Below are 25,304 nucleotides of genomic sequence, written 5' to 3'. Positions count from 1 at the left end.
ATAGAGGTCGCGTCAGCGAATCTCCTCGCCCGCCCACTCGAAGACGAAGGTCACGCTCGCGTCCCACAGCGCCAGCACCGGCCGGTAGCGAGCGAACCAGCGCTCGTACCGTTCGCCCGTGATGGCCTCCTCCCAGGTCCGGCGGTCGGGCCAGGTCTGGGTGGTGAGGTAGCGCCGGCCCTCGAGCCGCATCAGCCCGAGCGTGACGTCGGCGTGCAGCTCCGCGTACCGCGGCTCGATCTGCTCCTCGACGAGCACGAGGAGATCGGCCTCCTCGCCGCCCTCGACCAGCTCCCACACCTTCCCGGTCACCCAGCTCATGTCAGCGCCCCTCTGCGGCCACGGCCGCGACTCGGTCCTCGAACCACCCTCGTGCGCGCACCTCCATCACGAACGACAGCACCGGCACCACCCCGCCGGCGATCAGCGCGAGGATGCGCCCGAAGGACCAGCGCATCCGGGACCAGAGGTCGAACACCGTGACGGCGTAGATCACGTAGATCCAGCCGTGCACGATCGCGATCCAGTCCCCCAGCACCGCGTTGTCCGGGCCGTTGACCTGGAGCACGTACTTGAGCACCATCTCGACGCTCAGCAGCAGCAGCATCCCGCCGGTCACGAACGCCATCACCCGGTAGCGTCCGAACGCCGCACGCGCCTTGGGCACGTCCAGCGCGGGGTTCGGGGGCTGCGCGGTCTCGCTCGGGTTCTCGGTGCTCACCCGGTCATTCTCTCCGGTCGAGAACGGTGCCGAGAACACGCCTCGCGCGTCATGATGTCGCCATGGTCCGCCTCCGCACCGTCTCGCCCAGCTCCCGAGGATGGAGCCGGCGTCGGCGCGGTGCGGGCTTCTCCTACGTGGACGCCGACGGCGTCCCGCTCGGCTCGGAGGACGTCGCGCGGATCCGCTCGCTCGCGATCCCACCCGCCTGGACCGATGTGTGGATCTGCCCGTTCCCCAACGGCCACCTGCAGGCGGTCGGCACCGACGTCGCCGGTCGCCGTCAGTACCTCTACCACCCCGACTGGCGGATCAAGCGCGACCGCATGAAGTTCGACCGGGTGCTCGACGCGGCTCACCGGCTGGGCGACGCGCGCCGCCGGGTGGCGGCCGACCTCGCGATCAGCGGCATGCCGCTGGAGCGCGCGACCGCGCTCGCCGTGCGGCTGCTCGACCAGGGGTACTTCCGGATCGGGAACGACGCCTACGCCGAGGCCGGCAGCTTCGGGCTGACGACCTTGCAGCGCAGGCACGTGAGGTTGCGCGGTGGCGCGCTGGTGTTCCGGTTCGTCGGCAAGTCCGGGATCGAGCACACGATCGAGATCGCCGATCCCGACGTCATCGAGGCGCTGACACCGATGCGGAGGCGGCGCGCGGGCGAGCGGCTGCTCGCCTACCAGCGGCGGCGCAGGTGGGTCGACCTCGCGTCCGACGACGTCAACGGCTACCTGCACGAGCTGTTCGACGGCGACCTCACCGCGAAGGACTTCCGCACCTGGCACGCGACGGTGATCGCCGCGACCTCGCTCGCGCTCGCCGACCCGGGCGAGACCAAGGCGTCCCGACAACGAGCGGTACGGGCCGCCGTCGAGGAGGTCGCCGAGTACCTCGGGAACACCCCGACGATCGCCAAGAACTCCTACATCGACCCCCGCGTGATCGACCTCTTCGAGGCCGGCACCACGATCGCCGAGGCGGCGCGGACCCGCCACCGCGACCCGGCTCGCCGGCAGGCGGCGCTCGAGCGGGCGGTGCTCGACATGCTCGCGGGCTGAGGCCCGCGCCGCTCGGCCTGAGCGCGCAGAGGTGACCCTGGTCACGACACGCCGCGCGGCGCGGTTATCCAGTCGCCCCGCAGCGGTGCTCGGGCCTACCGTTGAACCTCGTGCGCTCTCTCCCCGAGGCCGATCCCGGCACGCCTCCGCTGACGACGCCGTTGGCCTTCCTCCTGTGGCAGGCGCGGCGCCAGTCCGGCGTGCTCACCGCGGCCGTCGCGTTCGGCATCATCGGTGCCATCTGCCAGGCGGCGCTGCCGTACGTGATCGGTCGCGCGATCGACGACGGCCTCGAGAACGGGCTGACCGCACCGCTGCTGCGCTGGTGCCTGGTGCTGCTCGGGATCGGGCTGGTGACGGTGGTCGCGAACTCCGTGGGCCACCGGTTCGACGTGCAGAACTGGCTGCGCGCCTCCCTCAACGCCTCCCAGCTGGTCGGTCACCACGTCACGCGCACGGGCTCGGCGATCACCAAGGAGCTGCCCACGGGTGAGGTCGTGGCCACCGTCGCGTCCGACGCGCTACGGCTCGGGGAGATCTACGCCCACTCGGCACGGTTCCTCGGCGGCGTGGTGACCTACGTCGTCGTGGGCATCGTGCTCATGCAGAGCTCGGTCCCGCTGGGCGTGGCGGTGCTGGCGGGGCTACCGGTGGTCGCCGCGGTGCTGGGCCTGCTCGTGAAGCCGCTGCAGACGAAGCAGGCCGCGCAGCGCGAGCAGTCCGGTCGACTGACCACGATCGGTTCCGACACCGTGGCCGGGCTGCGGATCCTGCGGGGCATCGGTGGCGAGGAGGCGTTCTCGCGCCGGTACGCCCAGCAGTCGCAGAAGGTGCGGCAGGCCGGCGTGGACGTGGCCCGGGTGCAGTCGACGCTCGACGCGCTGCAGGTGCTGCTGCCCGGTCTGTTCCTCGCCGGGGTGGTCTGGTTCGGCGCGCACCTGGCGCTGCAGGGCGAGATCACCACCGGCCAGCTCGTGACCTTCTACGGCTACGCCACGTTCCTCACGCAGCCGCTGCGGGCGGCCACGCAGGCCGTGCAGAACGGCACCCGCGCGTTCGTCGCCGCCCGCAAGATCATCGGGGTGCTCCGCACCACCTCCGACGTCGCGGACACCGGCACGACCGCAGCTCCCGCCCCGGGTGCGGTGCTGCGTGACGAGCCCTCCGGGCTCGAGATCCGCCCGGGCGAGCTGATCGCCGTCGTCGGGCCCGATCCGGACGAGACCGCCGACATCGTGACGCGGATGGCGCGGTTCGACGACACCGCCGCGGACGTGACCTGGGGCGGCGTCCCGCTCACCGCCTTCCCGCTCGCCGAGCTGCGCGAGCGGATCGTGCTCTCGGAGCCCACGCCCGCGCTGTTCACCGGGAAGCTGTCGACCGAGCTCGACGTGCGTGGTGACCTCAGCGAGGACCAGCTGCTCGAGGCGATCCACGTGGCCGACGCCCGCGACGTGCTCGACTCGATGCCGGACGGCCTGCACGGCGAGATCACCGAGAAGGGTCGCTCGCTCTCAGGTGGGCAGCGTCAGCGGGTCGCGCTCGCGCGCGCCCTGCTGACCGACGCCGAGGTCCTGCTCCTGATCGAGCCGACCTCCGCCGTCGACGCCCACACCGAGGCGCGCATCGCGGCCAACCTGCGCCAGGCGCGGGCCGGGCGCACCACGGCGATCGTCTCCGCCAGCCCGCTCGTGCTGGACGTGGTCGACGACGTGGTGTTCGTGGTCGACGGCACGGTCGTCACGCGGGGCTCGCACCGCGACCTGCTCGAGCGGGCAGCGGCCGGCGAGCGCTGGCCCGAGGCCTACCGGCGCGTCGTCAGCCGGGCGGCTGCCGACGACGGTGACGAGACCCAGCACGCGCTCGCCACGCCCGATGGAGGTGCACGATGAAGCTGCCGGTCGCGGACGGACCCGTGCTGCGCTCGCGCGTCGCCGATCTGCTCAAGATGCACCGCGGTGCCCTGACGAAGGTCGTCGCGCTGCACACCGGTGCGGCGGTCGCCGGGCTCGCCGGACCCTGGTTGCTCGGTCGGATCATCGACGACGTCAGGACCGGCACCACCCCCAGCGCGCTCAACGTCATGGCGGCGATCCTCGCGGTCGCGGTCGTGCTGCAGACGCTGCTGGTGCGGCAGGCGCAGCGCTCCTCGATCGTGCTCGGCGAGCAGGTGTTCGCGGAGATGCGCGAGGACCTCATCGACACCGTGACGTCGCTGCCGCTGTCCACGGTGGAGCGTGCGGGCACCGGCGACCTGATCGCGCGCACCACCAACGACGTCGACAGGATCAACTTCACGGTCCGGTTCGGCGTCCCGCGCGTGCTGGTGTCGGTGGCGAGCATCGTGCTGACCGTGCTGGCCGCGGTGCTGGCGAACGGGCTGGTGGCCCTCGGGATGTTCGTGGGCGTGCCGCTGCTGCTGATCGCGTGCCGCTGGTACCTCAAGCGCGCGGCACCCGGCTACCTGCGCGAGTCGGCGGCCTACGCCACGATCAACGGCTCGCTCACCGAGTCCGTCGAGGGCGCGCGCACGATCGACGCGCTCGGCCTGGGCAGGCGCCGCCGCAACCGCATCGACGACGACATCCACGAGGCGTTCCAGGCGGAGAAGTACACGTTGTGGTTGCGCACGTGGCTGTTCCCGGGACTGGACGGCGCCTTCATCCTGCCGATCATCGCGATCCTCGCGTGGGGTGCCTACCTCGCCAGCACCGGCCAGGCCACCGTGGGGGCCGTGACCACCGTGGTGCTCTACGCCGTGCAGATCATCGGCCCGGTCGACGAGCTGATCTTCTGGCTCGACGAGATCCAGGTGGGCACGGCGCGGCTCGCGCGGATCTTCGGGGTCGGGCTGGTCAAGCAGGACCGCGAGGCCACGGGCGCCAAGCCCGAGGCGCAGGACATCCGTGCGCGTGACCTGGAGTACGCCTACCGCGAGGGTCAGAACGTGCTGCACGGGATCGACCTCGACCTGCGGCCCGGTGAACGGCTCGCGATCGTGGGGCCCTCGGGTGCGGGCAAGTCCACGCTCGGGCGGATGCTGGCCGGGATCCACCCGCCCACCGGTGGCAAGGTCAGCGTGGGCGACGTGCCGCTCGTCGACCTGGAGCTGGAGGACCTGCGCGGTCAGGTGGCGCTCGTGACCCAGGAGCACCACGTGTTCGTGGGGACGCTGGCGCAGAACCTGCGGCTCGCGAAGGAGGACGCCGACGACGAGGAGCTGGCCGAGGCGCTCCGTGCGGTCGACGCCTGGGGCTGGGTGGCCGCGCTCGAGCACGGCCTGGAGACCGAGGTCGGCTCCGGCGGCGTCACGCTGACGCCGGCGCAGGCGCAGCAGATCGCGCTGGCCCGGCTCGTGCTCCTCGACCCGCACACGCTGGTGCTCGACGAGGCCACGTCGCTGCTCGACCCGCGCGCCGCGCGCCACCTGGAGCGATCGCTGTCAGCGGTGCTGACCGGCCGCACCGTGGTCGCGATCGCGCACCGGCTGCACACCGCTCACGACGCCGACCGGGTCGCCGTGGTCTCCGACGGCCTCATCGACGAGATCGGTCCGCACGACGAGCTCGTCGCCGCCGAGGGCTCCTACGCCGCGCTCTGGCACTCCTGGCAGCGCGAGTAGCGCGGTCGGGTCGGCGCGGCACCTCCCCGGCACGCGCCGTGCAACATAGCCGTCGTCAGATCGCCCAAACCTGCGCGATCGAACGCGCATGGGTGATCTGGCGACGGATCTGTTGCAGGTGCGGCACATGTCGCCGTCCACAGGTTTCTCCACAGCTTCGGGGGCGACGACCACGATGAGCATGCACTCGTCGAGGATGCCGAGATGGCCGACCTGCCGAAGCTGCTCACGCGAGCACACCGTCATCCGTCATGGCTCTCGCGCGCGCACCACCAGGGGTTGATCGTTCCGACTCTTCCCGGTGTCTACCTGCGAACTGACGTCGCTGACAGCGTGGCCTGGCGCGCTCGCGCCGCGCTGGTCTGGAGACCGGACATGATCCTGCTCGGCGAGGTGGCGGCGAGCTGGACCTTCTGGCGGGAGATCCCGGTGACCGCCGTCGACGTCGCGACCCGTACGGAGATCGACCGGCCCGGCTACCGGTTCCACCGGCGCAGCGTCCCTCCGCATCTCGTCGGGCGCTACGGGGACTTCCGGACGTCGCTGCCGGCGCTGACCGCGCTCGACCTGATCGGCACCCACGGCCTGGACGCGATCGACCACGTGCTGCGATCTCGGCGGGTGCGGATCGAGGACCTGTTCGCCGCCCTCGAGGCCACCCCGGGTCGCTACGGCAACGTGGACCGGCGCCGCATGCTGGTGCGTTCCCGCACCGAGCCGTGGTCGGCCGCCGAGCGCTTGGCACACGCGATCCTCACGGGCGCCGGCATCTCCGGGTGGCGATCCAACGTGCCGCTCCGTCTCGAAGGTCAGCAGTACTTCCTCGACATCGCGTTCTCGGACATCAAGCTCGTTCTCGAGATCGATGGCCGGGAGATCCACGAGCAGGCGGCCGTGTTCGAGTCCGACCGCGAGCGCCAGAACGCTCTGGTCCTCGCTGGTTGGACGGTGCTGAGGTTCACGTGGCTCCAGCTGCACCGACGGCCCGACTACGTGCTCGAGAGCGTTAACCGCGGCAGGCGACTCGCCACCCGGCTGCAACGAATCCGTCGCCAGATCGCGGATTCCGGCGAAAACTGAGCCCGATCGTCGATGTGGCGACGGGTTCGTTGCGCCGAGCGCTAGATCTGGCCGCGCCGCAGCCGTTCGAGCGCCGCTCGCGGGTCCGCCGGGTCCAGGCCCTCGCCGACGGCGATCACCCGGCGACGACCCGCCAGCTCGTCGGCATCCTCGAGCTCGACAGCATCCTCGAGCTCGTCGGCGGCCACGTCGGCGGGCTCGACGGCGTCGGCGGAGCGCAGGTGCGACGGCGGGCGGCCGTGGGCGCGCCGGGCCAGCACCGCGACCACGAGCCGGCGGTAGGCCTCGTGGTCCTCCGGTGCGGTCAGCCAGGCGTCGGCGGCCTCGGCGACCGCGTGCTCCAGGACCCTCGACACCTCGTCCTGACGACCGTCCATGGCAGGCAGCGTAGTTCGCGCCCGCGGCGACGCCCGAGAGCAGCCGGCTACCGCCGAAGGGATGGCGGCGGGCTCAGGCGGCGACGGGCGGAGTGGTGACGCCGGGGGCGGCTCCGCGCTCGGCCCGCCGCACGCGCACCTCGTCGCGGACCATCCGCCCCCAGAGGACGAGCGCGAAGCCTCCGAAGATGAACCACTCGGCGGCGTAGGCGACGTTGCGGAGGTTCAGGCCCCCGCTGGGCAGCGCGGGCGGCGGCATGCCCTCGATCGCGGCGAGCCCCGCGGGGGCGTCGCCGGGCGCACCGCCCTCGGGCGCTGCCGAGATCAGGATGATGTACCCCGAGTAGATCGGCCCGCCCCAGACGTTGACCAGCGCTCCGGCGCTGACGGCGTCGATCTCGTCGCTGCCCGCGGCGCCCGTGTCGGCCGCCTCGGAGCCGTCGATGAATCCCACCACGGTCACCGTGCCGGCCGGGACCTCGAGATAGCCGGGGTCCTTCTCGGGGACCCATCCGCGCACGACCGGCATGATCGCACCGGTGCGGTCCTCGCGGAAAGCGCTCAGCAGCAGGTAGCCGGACCGCCCGTCGAGCTCGCGGTCGGGGACCCAGTACGTCAGGTCGGGCTCCCAGCTGCCGGTGAGCTCGACGCGCGCACCGACCATCGACTGCGTGAACGAGGTCTGCGGCGCCACCACGTCCGCCACCGGGACCGGAGGGCTCTGCTCGCGGGCGGCCTGCTCGATCGCCGCTTGCTGCTCCGCGGCACCGACGGCCCGGTCGATCTGCCAGGCGCCCAGCCGCACGCAGACGATCGCCCCCACCAGGAGCAGCGCGAAGATGCCGAGCATCCGGGGAGTCGTCGCCGCCCGTACCCAGTCCCGCACTCCCCCAGGGTAGTTCGGCTTCGCGGCAGCGCCGCCACGCGCCCAGAGCTCCCCGCAGAACTCTCTCGAGCTGGGGGACCAACGACCGAGACAACGGGTGCCTGGGTGCAGTTGGATGGGTGATCGTGGGCGTGACGAAGGAGACTGACATGACTGCTGATCCGAGCACCACCACCTGGCCGGCCCGCGCCGTCGTCGATCTCGACGAGGCGACCCTGGACCGCATCGACGCCTGGTGGCGCGCCGCGAACTACCTGTCGGTCGGGCAGATCTACCTGCTGGACAACCCGCTGCTGCGGCGCGAGCTGACCCGGGACGACATCAAGCCACGCCTGCTGGGCCACTGGGGCACCACACCCGGTCTCAACTTCCTCTATGCCCACCTCAACCGAGCCATCCAGCAGCGCTCGACCAACGCCATCTACATCACCGGCCCCGGTCACGGCGGACCGGGCCTGGTGGCGAACTCCTACCTCGAGCGCACCTACACCGAGACCTACCCGGACATCACCAACGACGCCGAGGGGTTGCGCAAGCTCTTCCGGCAGTTCTCCTTCCCCGGTGGCATCCCGAGCCACGTGGCGCCCGAGACGCCAGGCTCGATCCACGAGGGCGGCGAGCTCGGGTACGCGCTCTCGCACGCCTACGGCGCCGCGTTCGACAACCCGGACCTGCTGGTCGCCGCCGTGATCGGCGACGGCGAGGCCGAGACCGGCCCGCTCGCCACCTCCTGGCACAGCAACAAGTTCGTCAACGCCGCCCAGGACGGCGTGGTGCTGCCGATCCTGCACCTGAACGGCTACAAGATCGCGAACCCGACCGTGCTGGCCCGGATCCCGTCCGAGGAGCTGGGCGACCTGATGCGCGGCTACGGGCACACGCCGTACGAGTTCGTCGCCGGGTTCGACGACGAGGACCACCGCTCGATCCACCAGCGGTTCGCGCTCCTGCTCGACGAGGTCCTCAACGACATCGCCGCGATCAAGAAGGCGGCGGCCGAGGGACAGACCGACCGCCCGTCGTGGCCGATGATCATCTTCCGGACGCCGAAGGGCTGGACCTGCCCGCCGGAGATCGACGGCAAGCGCACCGAGGGGTCCTGGCGTGCGCACCAGGTGCCGCTGGCCAACGCGCGGGACACCCCGGAGCACGTCGAGGTGCTCAGCTCCTGGCTGCGCTCCTACGGTCCCGACGAGCTCTTCGACGACGGCGGAGCGTTGCGTCCCGAGATCGCCTCGCTCGCCCCGGAGGGCGAGCTGCGCATGAGCGCGAGCCCGCACGCCAACGGCGGTCTCCTGCTCCGCGACCTGAGGTTGCCGGACTACCGCGAGTACGCCGTCGACGTGCCGGCGCCGGGCGGCGCGATCGCGGAGGCGACCAAGGTGCTCGGCACCTGGTTGACCGACGTGGTCCGCCGCAACCCCGACAACTTCCGGATCTTCGGACCGGACGAGACCGCGTCGAACCGGCTGCAGGCGGTCTACGACGCGACCGACAAGCAGTGGAACGCCGAGATGCTCGCCGAGGACGACGACGACCACCTCGCCAGAGCCGGTCGCGTGATGGAGATGCTGAGCGAGCATCAGTGCCAGGGCTGGCTGGAGGGCTACCTGCTGACCGGAAGGCACGGGCTCTTCAACTGCTACGAGGCCTTCATTCACATCATCGACTCGATGTTCAACCAGCACGCCAAGTGGTTGGACACGACCCGCGAGATCCCGTGGCGGCGGCCGATCGCCAGCCTCAACTACCTGCTCTCCTCCCACGTGTGGCGGCAGGACCACAACGGCTTCAGCCACCAGGACCCCGGCTTCCTGGATCACGTGCTCAACAAGAAGGCCGAGATCGTGCGGGTGTACCTGCCGCCGGACGCCAACACGCTGCTGTCGACCTACGACCACTGCCTGCGCAGCAGGGACTACGTCAACGTGGTGGTCGCGGGCAAGCAGCCCGGACCGCAGTTCCTCGACATGGACGCGGCGATCGCGCACTGCACGCGTGGGCTCGGCATCTGGGAGTGGGCCGGCACGGAGGTGCAGGGCACCGAGCCCGACGTCGTGCTGGCCTGCGCCGGCGACATCCCCACGCTGGAGACCCTCGCGGCGGCCGACCTGCTGCGCCGGCACCTTCCTGAGCTGAAGGTCCGGGTGGTCAACGTGGTCGACCTGATGCGGCTGCAGGATCCTGCCGAGCACCCGCACGGGCTGACCAGCCGCGACTTCGACACGATCTTCACCACCGGGTCCCCCATCATCTTCGCCTTCCACGGCTACCCGTGGCTGATTCACCGGCTCACCTACCGACGCACCGGGCACCACAACCTGCACGCACGCGGCTACAAGGAGGAGGGCACCACCACGACCCCGTTCGACATGGTGATGCTGAACGACCTCGACCGCTACCACCTGGTGATGGACGTGATCGACCGGGTCCCGTCGCTCGGCGCCAAGGCGGCAGGACTGCGCCAGCAGATGGCCGACGCCCGGCTGCGGGCCCGCCAGTACACCCGCGACCACGGCGAGGACATCCCCGAGGTGCGGGACTGGGTGTGGCCCGACGGCGGGGACCAGGTCGACCCCGCGGGCGCGTCCGCCGCGACCGGCGGCGACAACGAGTAGAGGTCCGGCTCACCCTCTGGACAACCGCGGTACGCGGCGGGACGATGACTCATGAGACAACGGAGTCGACTCACCGCCCTCGCTCTCGCCGGGTTCGTCGTCCTCGGCGCCGGCTCGATCGCCTCGGCACCGCCGGCGGCTGCCGCCGTGACCGTCGGCGACGTCGTCGTCACGCCCACCGCCGACGGGTTGGAGGACGGCTTCGGGAGGCTCGTCGTCGATGTGTCGCTGCAGTCCGGCGAAGCCATCCCGGACCAGATCTTCAACGGCGTGCACGACGACGTCTGGTCGGTGCAGATGGAGCGGATCGACGAGGCGCCGTGGGCGACGTCAGCCGAACGTCCGGAGCAGTACTTCGGCTGGTTCGGGCTGACGCGGGTCTCGGGCACGGCGACGGACGGCGTCTGGCGGGGCACCATCACGGCCACACCGTGGCACACAGGCAGGTGGCAGGTCACCCAGATCGAGACCTACGCGTTCGACGCGGTCGACCTCGGCGACCGTGACATCGTCATCGAGCTCGGCGATCCCGTGGCCGGCCCGCCGTGGGTCACGCAGCCCGCGTTCGGCACGCCGGTCAAGGTCGTGACGGGGAACGAGCTGTGGACACCGCGGGCACGGGTCACCGACCGCTCCGCCGGCACGTCGATCAGGGCCCCGTGGACCCCGTGGCGAGGGGGCGACCCCTTCAACCTCCCGCAGTCCACCCTGCCCGTCGGCACGCCGCTGCAGCAGGCTGACGCAGGCGGCTATCTGACGCTGCCTGCACAGCCGGTCGTCGGGGCCGGGGGCGAGCTGGATCGGCCCTTCGTCCACGTCTACGGGCGCTACGGATCGCGGGGATACGCCTGGCACGCCGCGACGGCGCTGTTCCCCTACGTCAAGTGGCAGGCCAACTCTCGCTTCGCCGTGAGCGGCCGCACCGTGACCGTCACCGGCAACGCCTGGCCGGCACCGGCCGTCTACGACGCCGCGAACACCAACATCCACCTGCAACGGCTGGTCAACGGCACCTGGGTGACCGTGGCGACCAGCAACGTGCGCGAGAGCGGCCGCTACACGCTGACCTGGGCGGGCCCGGCCGGACAGGTCATCCTGCGCATCTACAAGCCGGGTGGGAGCGAGTACTACGGGCTCGACCGCAGCGAGGGCACCAAGCTCGCCTCCGTCACGCTCACCCTGCGCTGAGCGGAGCGGTTCGATGTCTGGACACCGACGGGATGCGGCAGGAGCATCGCTCATGAGACGTCGACGTCGTGTCATCGCCCTCGCCGTCGCCGCGGTCGTGATGGCCGGCACCGCGTCGGTCGCCTCCGCACCGCCGGCAGCGGCGGCGGTCACGGTGGGCGACGTCGTGGTCACCCCGGCGACCGTCGGGCTCGAGAACGGGTTCACACGACTCGTCATCGACGTGTCGCTGCAGTCGACAGAACCGCTCGACGACATGCTCTCGAACGGCACCATGGGCGGCGGCGAGGCATACACGGTTCTCCTGCGCCGCGCCGACGACCCCTCGTGGCTGCAGGACGCCGAGATCGCGGGTGCGTCGACCGGCTGGACCACGCTGACCCGGGTCTCCGGCTCCGCCACCGACGGGGTCTGGCGCGGCACCGCCACGGCAGCCCCTGGGCACACCGGCATCTGGCGGGTGACCACCTTCGGGACCGTGACCACCGAGGCCGTCGACCTCAGCGACCGCGACATCACAGTCACCATCGGTGACCTCGAGGCAGGTCCGCCGTGGGTGGTCCGGCCCGTGTTCGGCACCCCGATCAAGATCGTCACGGGTCAGGAGACGTGGCGGCCGCAGGCTCGCGTCACCGATCGAGCCGACGGCAGTCCGATCTCGGCCGTCTGGACCGGCTGGGCCCCCAGCGGGTCGACGCTGCTTCAGCCCTGGTACCCGGCGGGCACGAGCTTCCGTCAGGCCGACGCTGCCGGGTACATCACGCTCCCGCCCGAGTCCGTCACACCCGACAGCTTCCCCCCGAACATCCACGTCTTCGGGCGGTACGCCTCGCGCGGGTACGCCTGGCAGGGCGGGACCATCCTGACGCCCTACGTCAAGTGGCAGGCCAACTCCCGGTTCGCGGTGAGTGGGCGCACCGTGACCGTGACGGGCAACGCCTGGCCGGCACCGTCGGTCTACGCCGCGCCCAACCGGAACGTCCACCTCCAGCAGCTCGTCAACGGCACGTGGGTCACCGTAGCGACCGGCACCGTCCGCGAGACCGGTCGCTACACGGTGACCTGGACGGGGCCGGCCGGGCGGGTCACGCTCCGGGTCTACAAGCCCGGCGGCTCCTTCACCCCAGGCGGCGTCACCCGCAGCGAGGGCACCAAGCTGGCCTCGACCACCCTCGTCCTGACCTGACGGACCCGGACGGCACCGACCCGCCGCGGAGGCAGGGCAGAATCACACGCGGGAGCGCAGCCCGGCGCGCCCAGCCGCAACCAGCAGGAGCCGCTCCATGGCGCGCAGCGTCTACGTCACGTCCCCCGAGGGACACACCGGCAAGTCCTCGATCGCCCTCGGGCTGGTCGAGCTGTTCGCCGCGCAGGTGCGGGTGGGGGTGTTCCGACCCATCGCGCGTGCCGACGAGGGCACCGACTCGGTCCTCGCGCTGCTGCTGGCGCACGACGGCGTCGACCTGTCCTACGACCAGTGCATCGGCGTCACGTACGACGACGTGCACGCCGATCCCGATGCCGCGCTGGCTCAGATCATCCGCCGCTACCGGCAGATGGAGGGCCTGTGCGACGTGGTGGTCATCGTGGGGTCGGACTACACCGACGTCGCGGGCCCGACCGAGCTCGCGTACAACGCGAGGATCGCCGCGAACCTGGGCTCCGCCGTCGTGCTGGTGGTGTCGGCGCTCAACCGCCGTGCCGACGACGTCCGCCAGATGGTCGACATCGCGAGCGGGGAGCTGCTGGCCGGGCACGCCGAGGTGGTCGCGGTGGTCGCGAACCGCGCGGACCCCGCGCACATCGACGAGGTCCGCGAGGCGCTGAGCTCGGTCGACCTGCCCACCTGGGTGATGCCGGACGTGCCGCTGCTGTCGGCACCGACGGTGCACGACCTGATGACCGCGGTCGAGGGTCACCTCGTCGCGGGCGACGCCGAGCTGCTCGAGCGCGAGGCGGAAGGGCTGATCGTGGGTGGCATGACGATGGACCACATCCTCGACCGGCTGGTCGACGGCGGTGTGGTGATCGTGCCCGGCGACCGCTCCGAGGTGGTGCTGGCGATGGTCGCGGCGCACGCCTCCGACAGCTTCCCCTCGCTCGCGGGCATGATCCTCAACGGCGGCTTCCTCCCCTCGGAGCAGGTGACGCGGCTGATCGGCGGCCTGCCGCAGCGGCTCCCGCTCGTGTCGACCGAGCTGGGGACCTTCGAGACCACCCGGCGCGTCGCCGAGACCCGGGGGCTGCTCTCCACCGGCTCGCAGCGCAAGCTCGACACCGCACGCGGGAACTTCAGCCAGCACGTCGACGGCGCGGCGCTGCTCAAGGCCGTCGACCTGCCTCGGTCCGAGGTGGTGACGCCGTTGATGTTCGAGTACGAGCTGATCGAGCGCGCACGCGCGGACCGCAAGCACGTGGTGCTGCCGGAGGGTGGCGACGACCGGATCCTGCGTGCCGCGAGCACGTTGCTGGCACGCGACGTCGTCGACCTCACGATCCTGGGTGACGAGGCGAGCATCCGCGCCCGCGGCAGCGAGCTGGGTCTGGACCTGAGCGCCGCATCCGTCATCTCCCCCACCGATCCCGAGCTGCGGGAGCGGTTCGCGGCGACCTACACCGAGGTCCGGGCCCACAAGGGCATGACGGTCGACCGGGCCCGGGAGATCGTCGTCGACGTCTCCTACTTCGGCACGATGATGGTCCATCTGGGCCTCGCCGACGGCATGGTCTCCGGTGCCCAGCACACGACCGCGCACACGATCAAGCCGTCGTTCGAGATCGTCAAGACCGTGCCCGGCGTCTCGATCGTGTCGTCGGTGTTCTTCATGTGCCTGGAGGATCGCGTGCTCGTGTACGGCGACTGCGCGGTCAACCCCGACCCGACGGCGGAGCAGCTCGCCGACATCGCGATCTCCTCGGCCGCCACCGCGCAGCAGTTCGGGGTGACGCCGCGGGTGGCGATGCTGTCCTACTCGACCGGTGAGTCCGGCTCGGGCGCCGACGTCGACAAGGTCCGCGGCGCCACGGACCTGGTGCGTCAGCGCGCTGCCGAGCTCGTGGTGGAGGGGCCGATCCAGTACGACGCCGCGGTCGACGCGTCGGTCGCCGCCTCGAAGATGCCGGACTCGCCCGTCGCGGGTCACGCCACGGTGCTGGTGTTCCCCGACCTCAACACGGGCAACAACACCTACAAGGCGGTGCAGCGCTCCGCCGGCGCGGTCGCGGTCGGCCCGGTGCTGCAGGGCCTGCGGAAGCCGGTCAACGACCTGTCGCGAGGGGCGCTGGTGCAGGACATCGTCAACACGGTCGCCATCACGGCCATCCAGGCGCAGGCCGACACGACGCAGGGAGCCTCCGCGTGAGCACACCGGTGCTGGTGATCAACTCCGGGTCGTCGTCGTTGAAGTACCAGGTCGTCGACGCGGACGACGGCGGGGCGCTCGCCGTCGGGCTCGTCGAGCGGATCGGCGGCAGCGGGCACGGGCGGCTGACCCACACGGTCGACGGCGAGAAGCACCGGTCCGACGTCGCCGTGCCCGACCACGCCGCCGCGATGGCGGCGATGGCTGACGCGTTCGAGCAGCACGGGCCCGATCTCGCGGCCGCGGGTCTGGTCGCGGTGGGCCACCGCGTGGTCCAGGGCGGCGCGCGCTTCGGGCACTCGGTGCGGGTCGACGAGGCTGCCCTCGAGATCATCGAGGAGCTCTCGGCGCTCGCGCCGCTGCACAACCCCGCCAACGCCGCCGGGATCCGGGTCGCGATGGACACCTTCCCCGACCTGCCGCACGTGGCGGTCTTCGACACCGCGTTCCACCTGACGATGCCGGAGGTCGCCCACACGTACGCGATCGACCGCCAGGTGGCCGCCGACCACCGGATCCGCCGCTACGGGTTCCACGGCACGTCGCACGCCTACGTGTCCCGGCAGGCGGCCGAGCTGCTCGGGAAGCCGCTCGAGGAGACCAACGTGATCGTGCTGCACCTGGGCAACGGCGCCTCGGCGTGCGCGGTCCGTGCCGGCGTCTCGGTCGACACCTCGATGGGCCTGACACCGCTCGAGGGCCTGGTCATGGGTACCCGCAGCGGTGACATCGACCCCGCCGTGGTGTTCCATCTCGCCCGCACCGCCGGCATGGACATCGACGCGATCGACGACCTGCTGAACAAGCGCTCCGGGGTGCTGGGGCTGTCGGGCAGCCAGGACATGCGCGACCTGGTCGACGCGGTCGAGGCCGGCGACGCGGACGCGCAGCTGGCGCTGGAGGTCTACTGCTACCGGGTCCGCAAGTACGTGGGCAGCTACCTGGCCGTGCTCGGCCGCGTCGACGCGATCGTGTTCACCGCCGGGATCGGCGAGAACGCCGACGAGGTCCGTGAGCTGTCCCTGCGCGGACTGGAGAGCCTGGGGATCGAGGTCGACGGCGAGGCGAACCGTGCCCGCTCGAAGGAACCTCGCGACATCGCGACGGCCGCCTCACGGGTGCGTGTGCTCGTGATCCCCACCAACGAGGAGCTCGAGATCGCACGCGACGCCGTGCGGGTCACAGGCTCCTGATCGCGGTCCCAGCGACGACAAACAACCACATGGTTGCGCATCAGGCGATCGAGGGGTAACGTACAACTCGATGGTTGTACATGGGCTCTCCGATGACGACGCGGACCGGATCTTCCACGCACTGGCGGACCGGACGCGGCGGGACATCGTGACGCGAGTGCTGGACGCCGAGCAGTCGGTGTCGGACCTCGCGGAGCGGTACTCGATGAGCTTCGCGGCGGTGCAGAAGCACGTGGCTGTGCTCGAGCGCGCCGGGCTGGTCCGCAAGGTTCGCCGCGGGCGCGAGCAGATCGTGCACGCGGGCCTCGATGTCATCCATCAGGCGAAGTCGCTGCTGGAGAGCTACGAGCATCTCTGGCGGCACCGGGTGGCACGCATCGACGCGCTGCTCGCCGAGAACGACACGACACGAGGAGACTGACATGCCTGTCCTGGACACCCGTCTGGACACCGACGACCTGACGCTGACGGTCGTCACCGAGATCGACGCCACACCCGAGCGGGCGTGGCAGCTGTGGGCGGACCACCGCCAGCTCGAGCAGTGGTGGGGACCGCCGACGTGGCCCGCGACGTTCCACCGCCACGAGCTCGAGCCGGGCGGAGAGAGCCGCTACTTCATGACCGGGCCCGACGGCTCCAAGGGCCACGGCTGGTTCAGCATCGTCGAGACCGACGCCCCGAACCGGCTCGTCTTCAAAGATGGCTTCGCCGGCGAGGACGGTGAGCCGACCGACCCCGAGGACTACGGCACGGTCACCGTCACGATCGAGCCGGCCGGCGAGCGCACCCGCATGAGCGTGCAGACCAGGTTCCGGTCGGCCGAACAGCTCAAGGCCATGACCGAGATGGGCATGGCTGAGGGCATGACCGAGGCCATGGGGCAGATCGACGCGCTGGTGGCCGCGTGAGGCACCTCTAGCCTCGCTACATGCACCACCCGACCCGGACCCGCCTCGCGCGCGGGATCCGGGTCGTCTGGGTTCTCGGGACCACCGTCGGGCGTGCTGACGACCTGTTCGGACCCAGGTGCTCGAGGCTGGGCCTACCATGCAAGGGACCGCCCCACCGCCCACGGACAGCTGAGGTGTGATGAGCGAGAACCCCGTAGCGATCGTGCTACGAGATGTCGAGGACGCCGACCTGCACGCGTTCTACTCCTACCTGCAGGACCCGCAGGCGCAAGCGATGGCGTCGTCCTCGACCGAGGACGGCAGCGACCCGCAGGCGTTCGACTCCTACTGGGCGAAGCTGCGCCGCTCCCCCACCGCGGTGATGCGCACCATCGCGCTCGCGGAGGACCCGGAGCACGCCGTCGTCGGCCACATCGAGAAGTTCGACGACGAGGACCGGCCCTACGTGCGGTACTGGGTCGACCGCGAGTACTGGGGTCGCGGGATCGGGACCAACGCGCTCCGGATGTTCCTGGACGAGGTGCGAGAGCGCCCCGTGTTCGCGCGCCAGAACCGCAGCAACGAGGCCTCGCTGGTGGTCCTCAAGCGCAACGGCTTCCGGCACATCGGGCAGGACACCGGCTACGACGCGATGCGCGGTCGCATGGTCGACGACATCATCCTGCGGCTCGCCTGAGTCGATGTCCGGGACCGATCTCGACGACGACGTCGGGACGCCGCACGCTCCACCGGTGAGCATCCACGTCCCGACGCACCCGGTGCGCGTGGTCACCGCGGCGAGCCTGTTCGACGGTCACGACGCGGCGATCACGATCATCCGGCGCATCCTGCAGCAGCAGGGGTGCGAGGTCATCCATCTCGGCCACGACCGCTCGGTGGCGGAGGTGGTGCGTGCGGTCGCCGACGAGGACGCGCAGGCGGTGGCGATCTCCTCCTACCAGGGCGGGCACGTCGAGTACTTCACGCACCTGCTCGCCGAGCTGGAGCACGTCGGGTGCGGGCACGTACCGGTGTTCGGCGGCGGTGGTGGTGTGATCGTCGCCGAGGAGATCGCGCTGCTGGAGTCGCGCGGCGTCGCGAAGATCTTCTCGCCCGAGGACGGCCAGCGCCTCGGGCTGCCGGGCATGGTCAACATCGTGGTGCGGACCGCCGACGTGGACCCGGCCGTGGTGCCGGAGCCGGTCGCTGAGCTGGCTGCGCTGCTCGAGGGCGACCGGCGTGCGCTGGCGCGGACGATCACGGCCCTGGAGGTCGGGGCGCTCGACGCCGCGCTCGTGGACCAGCTGCGGGAGCGGCGCGGGACCGCGCGGGTGCCGGTCCTCGGCATCACCGGAACCGGCGGTGCCGGGAAGTCCTCGCTCACCGACGAGCTGCTCCGGCGGCTGCGGCTCGACCTGGGCGACCGGGTGCGGGTGGTGGTGCTCGCGGTCGACCCCTCGCGCCGCCGCGGTGGTGCGCTGCTCGGCGACCGGATCCGGATGAATGCGATCGACGGCGACGGGGTGTTCTTCCGGTCGTTGGCCACGCGGGCGTCGGGCTCGGGGCTGCCGGACTGCCTGGACGACGTGATCGCCGCAGCAGCCGCGTGGGGTGCCGGGCTCGTGATCGTCGAGACGCCGGGCATCGGGCAGGGCGACGCGGACGTGGTGGACCACGTGGACGTGCCGATCTACGTGATGACGCCGGAGTTCGGTGCGGCGATGCAGCTCGAGAAGATCGACATGCTCGAGCTCGCCCACGCCGTGGTGGTCAACAAGTACGACCGCGCAGGAGCGCCGGACGCGCTACGGCACGTGCGGCGCCAGGTCGCACGCAGCCGCGAGGCGTGGACCACGCCGCCCGAGGAGCTCCCGGTGTTCGGCACGGTCGCCTCCCGGTTCAACGACGACGGCGTGACCGGGCTGTGGACGTTCCTGCGGGCCGAGCTGGCCGAGCACGGGCTCGACGTGGGCACCTCCGGACCCGCCGATCCGGGGGTGCGGGTCTCGACCCAGGTGTCGCCGCTGATCCCCGCCAACCGGGTGCAGCACCTGGCCGAGTCGGCTGCGCTCGTGCGCGAGTACCACCGCGCCACCGCGGAGCAGGCCGCCCGGGTCCGGCGCGCACAGCACCTGCAGGGCGCCGCAGCCGAGCTGAGCCGGCGCGGTCTCGAGGTGAGCGAGCTGACCGAGGCGAGCTCCGCCGTCGAGCAGGAGGTCGCGCCGTGGGCGCGAGCGCTGCTGACCGGGTGGCCCGACCAGGCCGCGCGGGCGCAGGAGGCCGAGCCGGGGGTCTCGCTCTCGGGCACGAAGGTGCCGAGGCTCGCGCTGCCCCGCCTGCACGATCAGGGCGACCTGCTCACGTGGCTCCGTACCGAGCACCTGCCCGGTCACTTCCCCTTCACCGCCGGGGTGTTCGCGCGGCGGCGCACCGACGAGCACCCGGCGCGGATGTTCGCCGGCGAGGGTGACCCCGCGCGCACGAACCGACGCTTCCACTACCTCGCGGCGGGCCAGCCGGCGACGCGGCTCTCGACGGCGTTCGACTCGGTCACGCTGTACGGCCAGGATCCCGCCGAGCGGCCGGACGTGTACGGCAAGGTCGGGAACTCGGGGGTGTCGATCGCGACGCTGGACGACATGGTGGCGCTGTACGCCGGGTTCGACCTGTGCGACCCGTCGACCTCGGTGTCGATGACGATCAACGGTCCCGCGCCCACCATCCTGGCGATGTTCCTCAACACCGCGATCGACCAGCAGCTCGCGCTGTTCGAGGAGCGGGAGGGCCGGACGCCCACGGAGGACGAAGCGGCCGAGATCCGCTCGACTGCGCTGCGCACCGTGCGCGGCACCGTGCAGGCGGACATCCTCAAGGAGGACCAGGGACAGAACACCTGCATCTTCTCGACGGACTTCTCGCTCGGCGTGATGGCCGACATCGCCGAGTGGTTCGTCGAGCACGAGGTGCGGCACTTCTACTCGGTCTCGATCAGCGGCTATCACATCGCTGAAGCCGGAGCCAACCCTCTCAGCCAGCTCGCCTTCACGTTGGCGAACGGCTTCACCTACGTCGAGGCCTACCTTGCGCGCGGGATGGCGATCGACGACTTCGCACCCAACCTGTCCTTCTTCTTCAGCAACGGCATGGACCCCGAGTACGCGGTGCTGGGTCGCGTGGCGCGGCGGATCTGGGCCATCGTGATGCGCGACCGCTACGGAGCCAGCGAGCGGTCGCAGCGGTTGAAGTACCACATCCAGACCTCGGGCAGGAGCCTGCACGCGCAGGAGATCGCCTTCAACGACATCCGCACCACGCTGCAGGCGCTGATCGCGCTGTACGACTCCGCGAACAGTCTGCACACCAACGCCTACGACGAGGCGATCACCACGCCCACCGAGGAGTCGGTGCGGCGCGCGCTCGCGATCCAGATGATCATCAACGCCGAGTGGGGGCTCAGCATGAACGAGAACCCCAACCAGGGCTCGTTCGTGCTGGCCGAGCTGACCGATCTCGTGGAGGAGGCTGTCCTCGCCGAGCTCGAGCAGATCTCCTCCCGCGGCGGCGTGCTCGGTGCGATGGAGACCGGGTACCAGCGCGGCCGGATCCAGGACGAGTCGATGCTGTACGAGATGCGCAAGCACGACGGCTCGCTGCCGATCATCGGCGTCAACACCTTCCGCGCGCCTGCGGGCGACACGCAGCGCGCGCCGGTCGCGCTGATGCGCTCGAGCGAGGAGGAGAAGTCGGGCCAGGTCGGCCGGCTCGCCGACTCCCACGCGCGGCACGCCGACGAGGCGCCTGCTGCGCTGGACCGGCTGCGGCAGGCGGCCCTGGCGGGCGAGAACGTGTTCGACGTGCTGATGGAGACGGTGCGGGTCGCCAGCCTGGGGCAGATCACGCAGGCGCTGTTCGACGTCGGCGGCCGGTACCGCCGCAACGTCTGAGCCCGACGCACTCAGGCGGGGGTGAACCGGGCGCGCGTGGCCGTGCGGCGGAGCAGCGGCAGCACGACCCTCCCGACGACGGCGATCCCCACCACCGTGGTGATCGCGCGTCCGATGTCCCAGCCCAGGGAGGTCACCACGGTGAAGGTGACGAACCGCCGCAGGTTCTCGCCGAGCGGTCCGCCCGGCAGGTAGGACAGGTCGCTGCCGACGCCGAGGACGAACGGCCAGAACGAGAGGTTCATCGCCACGCCGAACACGAGCGCGGCGACCGCCCCGTAACCGCACAGCACGGCGATCTCCCTCCAGCTCCCCCGCCGGTGCAGCCGCGGCAGCAGCCCGGCGCCCAGGCCCACCCAGGAGGCGGCGACCATCTGGAACGGCAGCCACGGGCCCACGCCCCCGGTCAGCAACGCGGAGGCGAACAGCGTGGTCGCACCGAGCACGAACCCGAACCCGGCCCCGAACACCCGCCCGCCCAGGATCACCAGCACGAACACCGTCTCGATGCCCGCAGCCCCGGCCGAGAGCGGCCGCACGACCGCGCCCACGGCGGCCAGCAGCCCCAGCATCGCGACGGCACGGACGTCGAGCCCGTCCTCGCCGAACGCGACCAGCACAGCAGCCAGCACCCCGAGCAGCACGACGCCGAGCACGAGCGGGGCGGCCGTCGCGTCGTCGAGCGCGGCACCGGGGCCCACCAGCAGCGGCCAGCCGAAGGCGAGCAGACCCACCAGCGTCGCCAATCCCAGCACGAGCGCGGAGCGCGGGTGGAGCGGGATCGCCTCACCCATCCCGACCACCGCCTCGGGCCAGCCTGGTCGCGACGTCCGCCACGGTGAGCACCCCGGCGTGCGGGAGCACCTTCGCGACCTGGGGTGCCAGCATCGGCGAGGCGCGGAGCACGTCGGTCGCGACGCCGTCGGCCACGACCTCGCCGCCGGCGAGCACGACGACCCGGTTCGCGCAGGTCGCGGCGAACTCCACGTCGTGCGTCGTGACGACCACGGCCCGTCCCTGCTCCGCGAGCTCACGGAGGCGAGCCGACAACGCGGCCTTGGCCACGGCGTCGAGCCCACGCGTGGGCTCGTCGAGCAGCACGACCTCGGCGTCCGCACTGAGCTGGACCGCGAGCGCGAGCGCGAGCCGGCCGCCCTCGGAGAGGTCGCGGGGATCGGTCTCGTCGGCGATCCCGGGCACGAGGGCGTCGAGCTCGGCGCGCGCGCGACCGGAGCCGCCGTCAGCGGCGGCGCACTCGCTGGCCACGTCGGCCAGGTAGAGCAGGTCGGAGGCAGGTTGTGGCAGCAGGGTGATGCGGCTGCGAGCGGCGACCGGGTCGAGCGCGGCGGTCTCGGCGCCGTCCGCCAGCCGCACGCTGCCGCTCGTCCGTCTCCCGGAGCCCTGCAGCGCCCACAGCAGCGACGACTTGCCGGCCCCGTTGCGTCCCATCAGCGCGACGACGTCGCCCTGGTGCAGGTCGAGATCCACGCCGTCGACGGCGGTCGTGGACCCGTGCCGGACCGTCACCTTCCGGGCGGACAGGACCGGCTCCCCGGGCGGCACGTACGAGCCGGTCGGCGGCGACGTTCCCAGCTGCGCCGCCAGCGGACCCGCCAGTCGCCGTGCCTCCCGCACGGTGATCGGCACCGGCTGCCAGCCGACGAGCGCGCCGAGACCGACCACCGGCGGCGCCCCCTCGTACGCGGGCAGCAGCGCGGCGGGCTCCCCCACCCGCACACGACCCTGGGCCACGACCGCGACCCGGTCCACGAGCCCGGCGACCCGCTCGGTCCGGTGCTCGGCGAGCACCACGGTGAGCCCGAGGTCGTGCACCAGCCGGTGCACGGCGGCGAGCACGTCCTCGGCGGCCGCGGGGTCGAGCGCCGAGGTGGGTTCGTCGAGCACGAGCACCTGCGGGTGGGCGTTCAGCACGGCGCCGATCGCGACGCGCTGCTGCTCGCCACCGGAGAGCGTCTCGAGCGGCCGCGCGCGCAGGTGCGCCAGCCCGAGCTGGTCGAGCGTGGCCTCGACGCGGGTCCGCATCACCGCCGGCGGCAGCCCCAGCTGCTCGAGCGTGTAGGCGAGCTCCTCCTCCACCGTGCCGGTCACGAAGGTCGCCTCCGGGTCCTGCCCGACCACCCCGACGACATCGGCCAGGTCGCGCGGCCGGTGCTCGCGGGTGTCGCGACCGGCCACCCGCACCGACCCGCGCAGCTCACCACCCGTGCTGTGCGGGAAGGCCCCGCTGATGGCGGCGAGCAGGGTGGACTTGCCCGATCCCGTCCCCCCGACCACCAGGAGCATCTCGCCACGCTCGACGGCGAGGCTCACCTCGCGCAGCACCGGCGCCGCGGCGTCGGGGTAGGTCAGGGTGACGTCGACCAGCTCGATCACGGCCCCGCCTCCAGCCGTTGGGGACGACCGCCGATCGCCACCGCCGGCATGGCCGCGAGCGCCGCGACCGCGAGCGCCTGCCACGCCAGCGGCGGCGCGCCGGGGAGCACGGTCTGACGCAGCTCGGGGCTGAGCAGCGCGAGCGCGGCGGCCACCACGCCGGACGCCGCGACGAAGCTCTCGGCCAGCCCCCAGCGATCGGGTCGGTACCGGGTTCGTCGCGAGCGTCGGCCCGCCACCCAGCCGGCCGCGAGCGCGACGGTGGTGCCGGCCGCGAGCATCGGCACGCCGAGCCACCAGGGTGCCTGGGCGTCGAGCAGCCCGTAGGTGCCGATCACGGCCGCCGCCAGCGCGAGCGTCAGCGCCGCACCCACGTCGCGGCGACCCGAGACGCTGCGTGCATATCCGCGGGAGTCCATCGAGGCGGCCAGCGCGAGCGCGTGGTCGAGGGCGTCGGACAGCACCGGGACGACCGTGGCCGCGAGCCCGCGCCACCCGCGGCCCGGCAGCCCGCGCAGCCGTTGCGCGCGGCGCACCCGCGCGAACGAGGTCACCAGCCGCGGGGCGACCGTGACCGCCACCACGACGGCGGTCCCGATCGGGTGCAGCGCGGCGGGCAGGCTCCGCAACGCCCGGACCGGGTCCGCCAGGCTGTTGGCGGCGCCGAAGCACAGCAGCAACGCACCGAGCGCGAGCCCGCCGTAGACCGCGCTCAGCAGCCCGCCCAGCCGCACCGGGCCGAGCAGGTCGAGCCCACCGGCCCAGGCAGGCAGGTCGAGACGTGGCAGGTCCAGCAGCACGGGACCTGCGCCGTCGACCCCCACGAGGAGGTGGAAGACGACCCGGATCACCACGACGACGCCGGCGAGGACGAGATACCCCCGGAAGGCGCGGCCCCAGCGGCCGTCGCCACGACAGGTCAGCACGACCGCGACGACGGCGACCACCAGCAGCAGCACCACGACCGGGTTCGTGACGCGGCTCAGCGCCACGGCGAGCGCCAGCGCCCACGCCCACCACGCGAGCGGGTGCAGCGAGAGCGCCACCGCCCGCGGTCGCCGCGTGGCACGCTCGGCGACCGCCGTCGTCACTTCTGCGCTGCCTCCTTGGCGCGCCTGGCGCGAACCACGACGCCCACGACGATCCCCAGCACGACCACGCCGAGGACCACCCACAGCGCCGGGCTCACGCCACCGGCGTCCTGCTCGGACCCGTCGTCGGTGGCGTCCTCACCCGCGGTGGTGCCGTCGCCGCTCTCCTCGGTGCCGGTGTCCTCGGTGGTCGCCTCGTCGGTGGCCGCATCCTCGGCGCCGGCCTCGTCGGTCGCGGTCTCGTCGGTCGCGGCCTCGTCCGTGCCTTCCTCGGTGGCCTCACCGGTCGCGCCACCGCCGACACCGGCGGCCGCGTCCGGGAGCGGCGGCGGGACGGAACCGTCGTTGTAGCGCCAGCCCTCGATGCCGCCGGGGGTGGGGTCGGCCTCGTCGAAGCCGACCTCGGAGGCGACCCACTCGCCGTCGTGCACCTGCCAGTAGGCCCAGTAGCTGCCCTCGAACGCGGTCGGGCACGGGTCGGGCTGGTCGTCGATCGTGCAGACCAGCCCCGGGGTGGCACCGTCGACGGGCGCGAACCCTGCCAGCTCGAGCGCGTCCCGTCCGGACTGGGGGTCCCCTTCGGCGCAGCCGGTCTCCACCTCGCCGCCGAGGTCGGTGAAGTCGACGACCACGAGCACGCCGCCCTCGCAGGACTCGACGGCGGCGCCCGCGGGGGCGGCGAGGAGCACGGCCGAGGCCATCAGGCTCGCCGCCCCGAGCGCGGTGGTGGCGGCGATGCTGGCAACGGTCCTGGTCATGATGGCTGCTCTCGGTCGTGGGGGTCGAACGGCGCAGCCCAGCCGAACGGCCGCCGAGGCGCTGTTCGTGAACGGGCCCGCCCGCAGACCTCGGCGGTGGGTTCCTCTCGTCCCGGGCAGGCGAT

The 25,304-nt window shown here is 71.9% G+C and carries 21 protein-coding genes; 13 read left to right on the top strand and 8 right to left on the bottom strand.

The features are described from left to right. Positions 1 to 12: 12 nt before the first annotated feature. Positions 13 to 321 (bottom strand): hypothetical protein, encoded by a 309-nt coding sequence (locus tag GPA04_RS11100; protein ID WP_156224168.1) that lies wholly within the window; start codon positions 319 to 321, stop codon positions 13 to 15. Position 322: 1 nt separating this feature from the next. Next, complete coding sequence (locus GPA04_RS11095; RefSeq protein WP_241680739.1) at positions 323 to 721, bottom strand: DUF3817 domain-containing protein; 399 nt, start codon at positions 719 to 721, stop codon at positions 323 to 325. 62 nt (positions 722 to 783) lie between these two features. On the opposite strand from GPA04_RS11095, the gene GPA04_RS11090 reads away from it, so the two are divergent. The 4 genes from GPA04_RS11090 (at position 784) to GPA04_RS11075 (ending at position 6,478) form a co-directional block, all read left to right on the top strand. Continuing rightward, the gene (locus tag GPA04_RS11090) at positions 784 to 1,776 is read left to right on the top strand and encodes a DNA topoisomerase IB (RefSeq protein ID WP_156224167.1); all 993 of its coding nucleotides are present in this window, start codon (positions 784 to 786) and stop codon (positions 1,774 to 1,776) included. Positions 1,777 to 1,886: 110 nt separating this feature from the next. Further along, positions 1,887 to 3,668 (top strand): ABC transporter ATP-binding protein, encoded by a 1,782-nt coding sequence (locus GPA04_RS11085; protein WP_156224166.1) that lies wholly within the window; start codon positions 1,887 to 1,889, stop codon positions 3,666 to 3,668. Then, a complete protein-coding gene (locus tag GPA04_RS11080; protein ID WP_156224165.1) occupies positions 3,665 to 5,398 on the top strand; it encodes an ABC transporter ATP-binding protein in 1,734 nt (577 codons plus the stop codon). The genes GPA04_RS11085 and GPA04_RS11080 overlap by 4 nt, the downstream gene beginning before the upstream one ends. Positions 5,399 to 5,602: 204 nt before the next feature. Next, positions 5,603 to 6,478 (top strand): DUF559 domain-containing protein, encoded by an 876-nt coding sequence (locus tag GPA04_RS11075; protein WP_156224164.1) that lies wholly within the window; start codon positions 5,603 to 5,605, stop codon positions 6,476 to 6,478. Positions 6,479 to 6,519: 41 nt separating this feature from the next. Here GPA04_RS11075 and GPA04_RS11070 read toward each other — a convergent pair whose 3' ends face one another. Both GPA04_RS11070 and GPA04_RS11065 read right to left on the bottom strand, forming a co-directional pair. Then, a complete protein-coding gene (locus GPA04_RS11070; RefSeq protein ID WP_156224163.1) occupies positions 6,520 to 6,855 on the bottom strand; it encodes a hypothetical protein in 336 nt (111 codons plus the stop codon). A gap of 73 nt (positions 6,856 to 6,928) precedes the next feature. After that, on the bottom strand, positions 6,929 to 7,741 hold the full coding sequence (locus GPA04_RS11065; protein WP_156224162.1) for an SURF1 family protein: 813 nt from the start codon (positions 7,739 to 7,741) through the stop codon (positions 6,929 to 6,931). Positions 7,742 to 7,890: 149 nt separating this feature from the next. On the opposite strand from GPA04_RS11065, the gene GPA04_RS11060 reads away from it, so the two are divergent. The 9 genes from GPA04_RS11060 to icmF all read left to right on the top strand — a co-directional run bounded on the left by GPA04_RS11060 (position 7,891) and on the right by icmF (position 20,936). Then, a complete protein-coding gene (locus GPA04_RS11060) occupies positions 7,891 to 10,359 on the top strand; it encodes a phosphoketolase family protein (protein ID WP_156224161.1) in 2,469 nt (822 codons plus the stop codon). Between the two features lie 51 nt (positions 10,360 to 10,410). Further along, complete coding sequence (locus tag GPA04_RS11055; RefSeq protein ID WP_156224160.1) at positions 10,411 to 11,547, top strand: hypothetical protein; 1,137 nt, start codon at positions 10,411 to 10,413, stop codon at positions 11,545 to 11,547. Between the two features lie 52 nt (positions 11,548 to 11,599). Continuing rightward, a complete protein-coding gene (locus tag GPA04_RS11050; protein WP_156224159.1) occupies positions 11,600 to 12,733 on the top strand; it encodes a hypothetical protein in 1,134 nt (377 codons plus the stop codon). 97 nt (positions 12,734 to 12,830) lie between these two features. Continuing rightward, positions 12,831 to 14,909, top strand: a complete 2,079-nt coding sequence (gene pta, locus GPA04_RS11045; RefSeq protein ID WP_156224158.1) for a phosphate acetyltransferase — start codon at positions 12,831 to 12,833, stop codon at positions 14,907 to 14,909. After that, complete coding sequence (locus tag GPA04_RS11040; protein WP_156224157.1) at positions 14,906 to 16,102, top strand: acetate/propionate family kinase; 1,197 nt, start codon at positions 14,906 to 14,908, stop codon at positions 16,100 to 16,102. Before pta ends, GPA04_RS11040 begins: the two co-directional genes overlap by 4 nt. A gap of 70 nt (positions 16,103 to 16,172) precedes the next feature. Next, on the top strand, positions 16,173 to 16,523 hold the full coding sequence (locus GPA04_RS11035; protein ID WP_156224156.1) for an ArsR/SmtB family transcription factor: 351 nt from the start codon (positions 16,173 to 16,175) through the stop codon (positions 16,521 to 16,523). A gap of 1 nt (position 16,524) precedes the next feature. Then, positions 16,525 to 17,010 carry an SRPBCC family protein gene (locus GPA04_RS11030; protein WP_156224155.1) on the top strand — a complete coding sequence of 162 codons (486 nt, stop codon included), beginning with the start codon at positions 16,525 to 16,527 and terminating at the stop codon, positions 17,008 to 17,010. A 181-nt stretch (positions 17,011 to 17,191) separates the two neighbouring features. Further along, entirely contained in the window at positions 17,192 to 17,689 is a 498-nt protein-coding gene (locus GPA04_RS11025; RefSeq protein ID WP_156224154.1) for a GNAT family N-acetyltransferase, read from the top strand. A gap of 4 nt (positions 17,690 to 17,693) precedes the next feature. Continuing rightward, the gene (gene icmF, locus GPA04_RS11020; protein ID WP_156224153.1) at positions 17,694 to 20,936 is read left to right on the top strand and encodes a fused isobutyryl-CoA mutase/GTPase IcmF; all 3,243 of its coding nucleotides are present in this window, start codon (positions 17,694 to 17,696) and stop codon (positions 20,934 to 20,936) included. Between the two features lie 11 nt (positions 20,937 to 20,947). Here the strand turns inward: icmF and GPA04_RS11015 are convergent, their stop codons facing one another. From GPA04_RS11015 to GPA04_RS11000, 4 genes are read right to left on the bottom strand one after another with little or no spacing between them, the layout of a single operon-like run. Then, positions 20,948 to 21,730, bottom strand: coding sequence for an ECF transporter S component (locus GPA04_RS11015; protein WP_156224152.1), 783 nt, complete (start codon positions 21,728 to 21,730; stop codon positions 20,948 to 20,950). Next, positions 21,723 to 23,330, bottom strand: a complete 1,608-nt coding sequence (locus tag GPA04_RS11010) for an ABC transporter ATP-binding protein (protein WP_156224151.1) — start codon at positions 23,328 to 23,330, stop codon at positions 21,723 to 21,725. Before GPA04_RS11010 ends, GPA04_RS11015 begins: the two co-directional genes overlap by 8 nt. After that, entirely contained in the window at positions 23,327 to 24,421 is a 1,095-nt protein-coding gene (locus GPA04_RS11005) for a CbiQ family ECF transporter T component (protein ID WP_162458589.1), read from the bottom strand. Before GPA04_RS11005 ends, GPA04_RS11010 begins: the two co-directional genes overlap by 4 nt. Next, positions 24,418 to 25,179 carry a hypothetical protein gene (locus GPA04_RS11000; RefSeq protein ID WP_156224149.1) on the bottom strand — a complete coding sequence of 254 codons (762 nt, stop codon included), beginning with the start codon at positions 25,177 to 25,179 and terminating at the stop codon, positions 24,418 to 24,420. The genes GPA04_RS11005 and GPA04_RS11000 overlap by 4 nt, the downstream gene beginning before the upstream one ends. Between the last annotated feature and the right edge of the window lie 125 nt (positions 25,180 to 25,304).

The organism is Pseudactinotalea suaedae (genome assembly GCF_009733815.1).
Taxonomy (GTDB): domain Bacteria; phylum Actinomycetota; class Actinomycetes; order Actinomycetales; family Beutenbergiaceae; genus Pseudactinotalea; species Pseudactinotalea suaedae.
Note: the sequence above shows the minus strand (reverse complement) of the source record. Positions and strands in the feature narration are given on the sequence as shown.

Bases quoted from the DNA above. Each gene is read 5' to 3' on its own strand.
- GPA04_RS11100 (WP_156224168.1), bottom strand. From the start codon at position 321: ATGAGCTGGGTGACCGGGAAGGTGTGGGAGCTGGTCGAGGGCGGCGAG.
- GPA04_RS11090 (WP_156224167.1), top strand. From the start codon at position 784: ATGGTCCGCCTCCGCACCGTCTCGCCCAGCTCCCGAGGATGGAGCCGG.
- GPA04_RS11080 (WP_156224165.1), top strand. From the start codon at position 3,665: ATGAAGCTGCCGGTCGCGGACGGACCCGTGCTGCGCTCGCGCGTCGCC.
- GPA04_RS11075 (WP_156224164.1), top strand. From the start codon at position 5,603: ATGGCCGACCTGCCGAAGCTGCTCACGCGAGCACACCGTCATCCGTCA.
- GPA04_RS11070 (WP_156224163.1), bottom strand. From the start codon at position 6,855: ATGGACGGTCGTCAGGACGAGGTGTCGAGGGTCCTGGAGCACGCGGTC.
- GPA04_RS11060 (WP_156224161.1), top strand. From the start codon at position 7,891: ATGACTGCTGATCCGAGCACCACCACCTGGCCGGCCCGCGCCGTCGTC.
- GPA04_RS11055 (WP_156224160.1), top strand. From the start codon at position 10,411: ATGAGACAACGGAGTCGACTCACCGCCCTCGCTCTCGCCGGGTTCGTC.
- GPA04_RS11050 (WP_156224159.1), top strand. From the start codon at position 11,600: ATGAGACGTCGACGTCGTGTCATCGCCCTCGCCGTCGCCGCGGTCGTG.
- pta (WP_156224158.1), top strand. From the start codon at position 12,831: ATGGCGCGCAGCGTCTACGTCACGTCCCCCGAGGGACACACCGGCAAG.
- GPA04_RS11035 (WP_156224156.1), top strand. From the start codon at position 16,173: ATGGTTGTACATGGGCTCTCCGATGACGACGCGGACCGGATCTTCCAC.
- GPA04_RS11030 (WP_156224155.1), top strand. From the start codon at position 16,525: ATGCCTGTCCTGGACACCCGTCTGGACACCGACGACCTGACGCTGACG.
- GPA04_RS11025 (WP_156224154.1), top strand. From the start codon at position 17,192: ATGAGCGAGAACCCCGTAGCGATCGTGCTACGAGATGTCGAGGACGCC.
- icmF (WP_156224153.1), top strand. From the start codon at position 17,694: ATGTCCGGGACCGATCTCGACGACGACGTCGGGACGCCGCACGCTCCA.
- GPA04_RS11015 (WP_156224152.1), bottom strand. From the start codon at position 21,730: ATGGGTGAGGCGATCCCGCTCCACCCGCGCTCCGCGCTCGTGCTGGGA.
- GPA04_RS11000 (WP_156224149.1), bottom strand. From the start codon at position 25,179: ATGACCAGGACCGTTGCCAGCATCGCCGCCACCACCGCGCTCGGGGCG.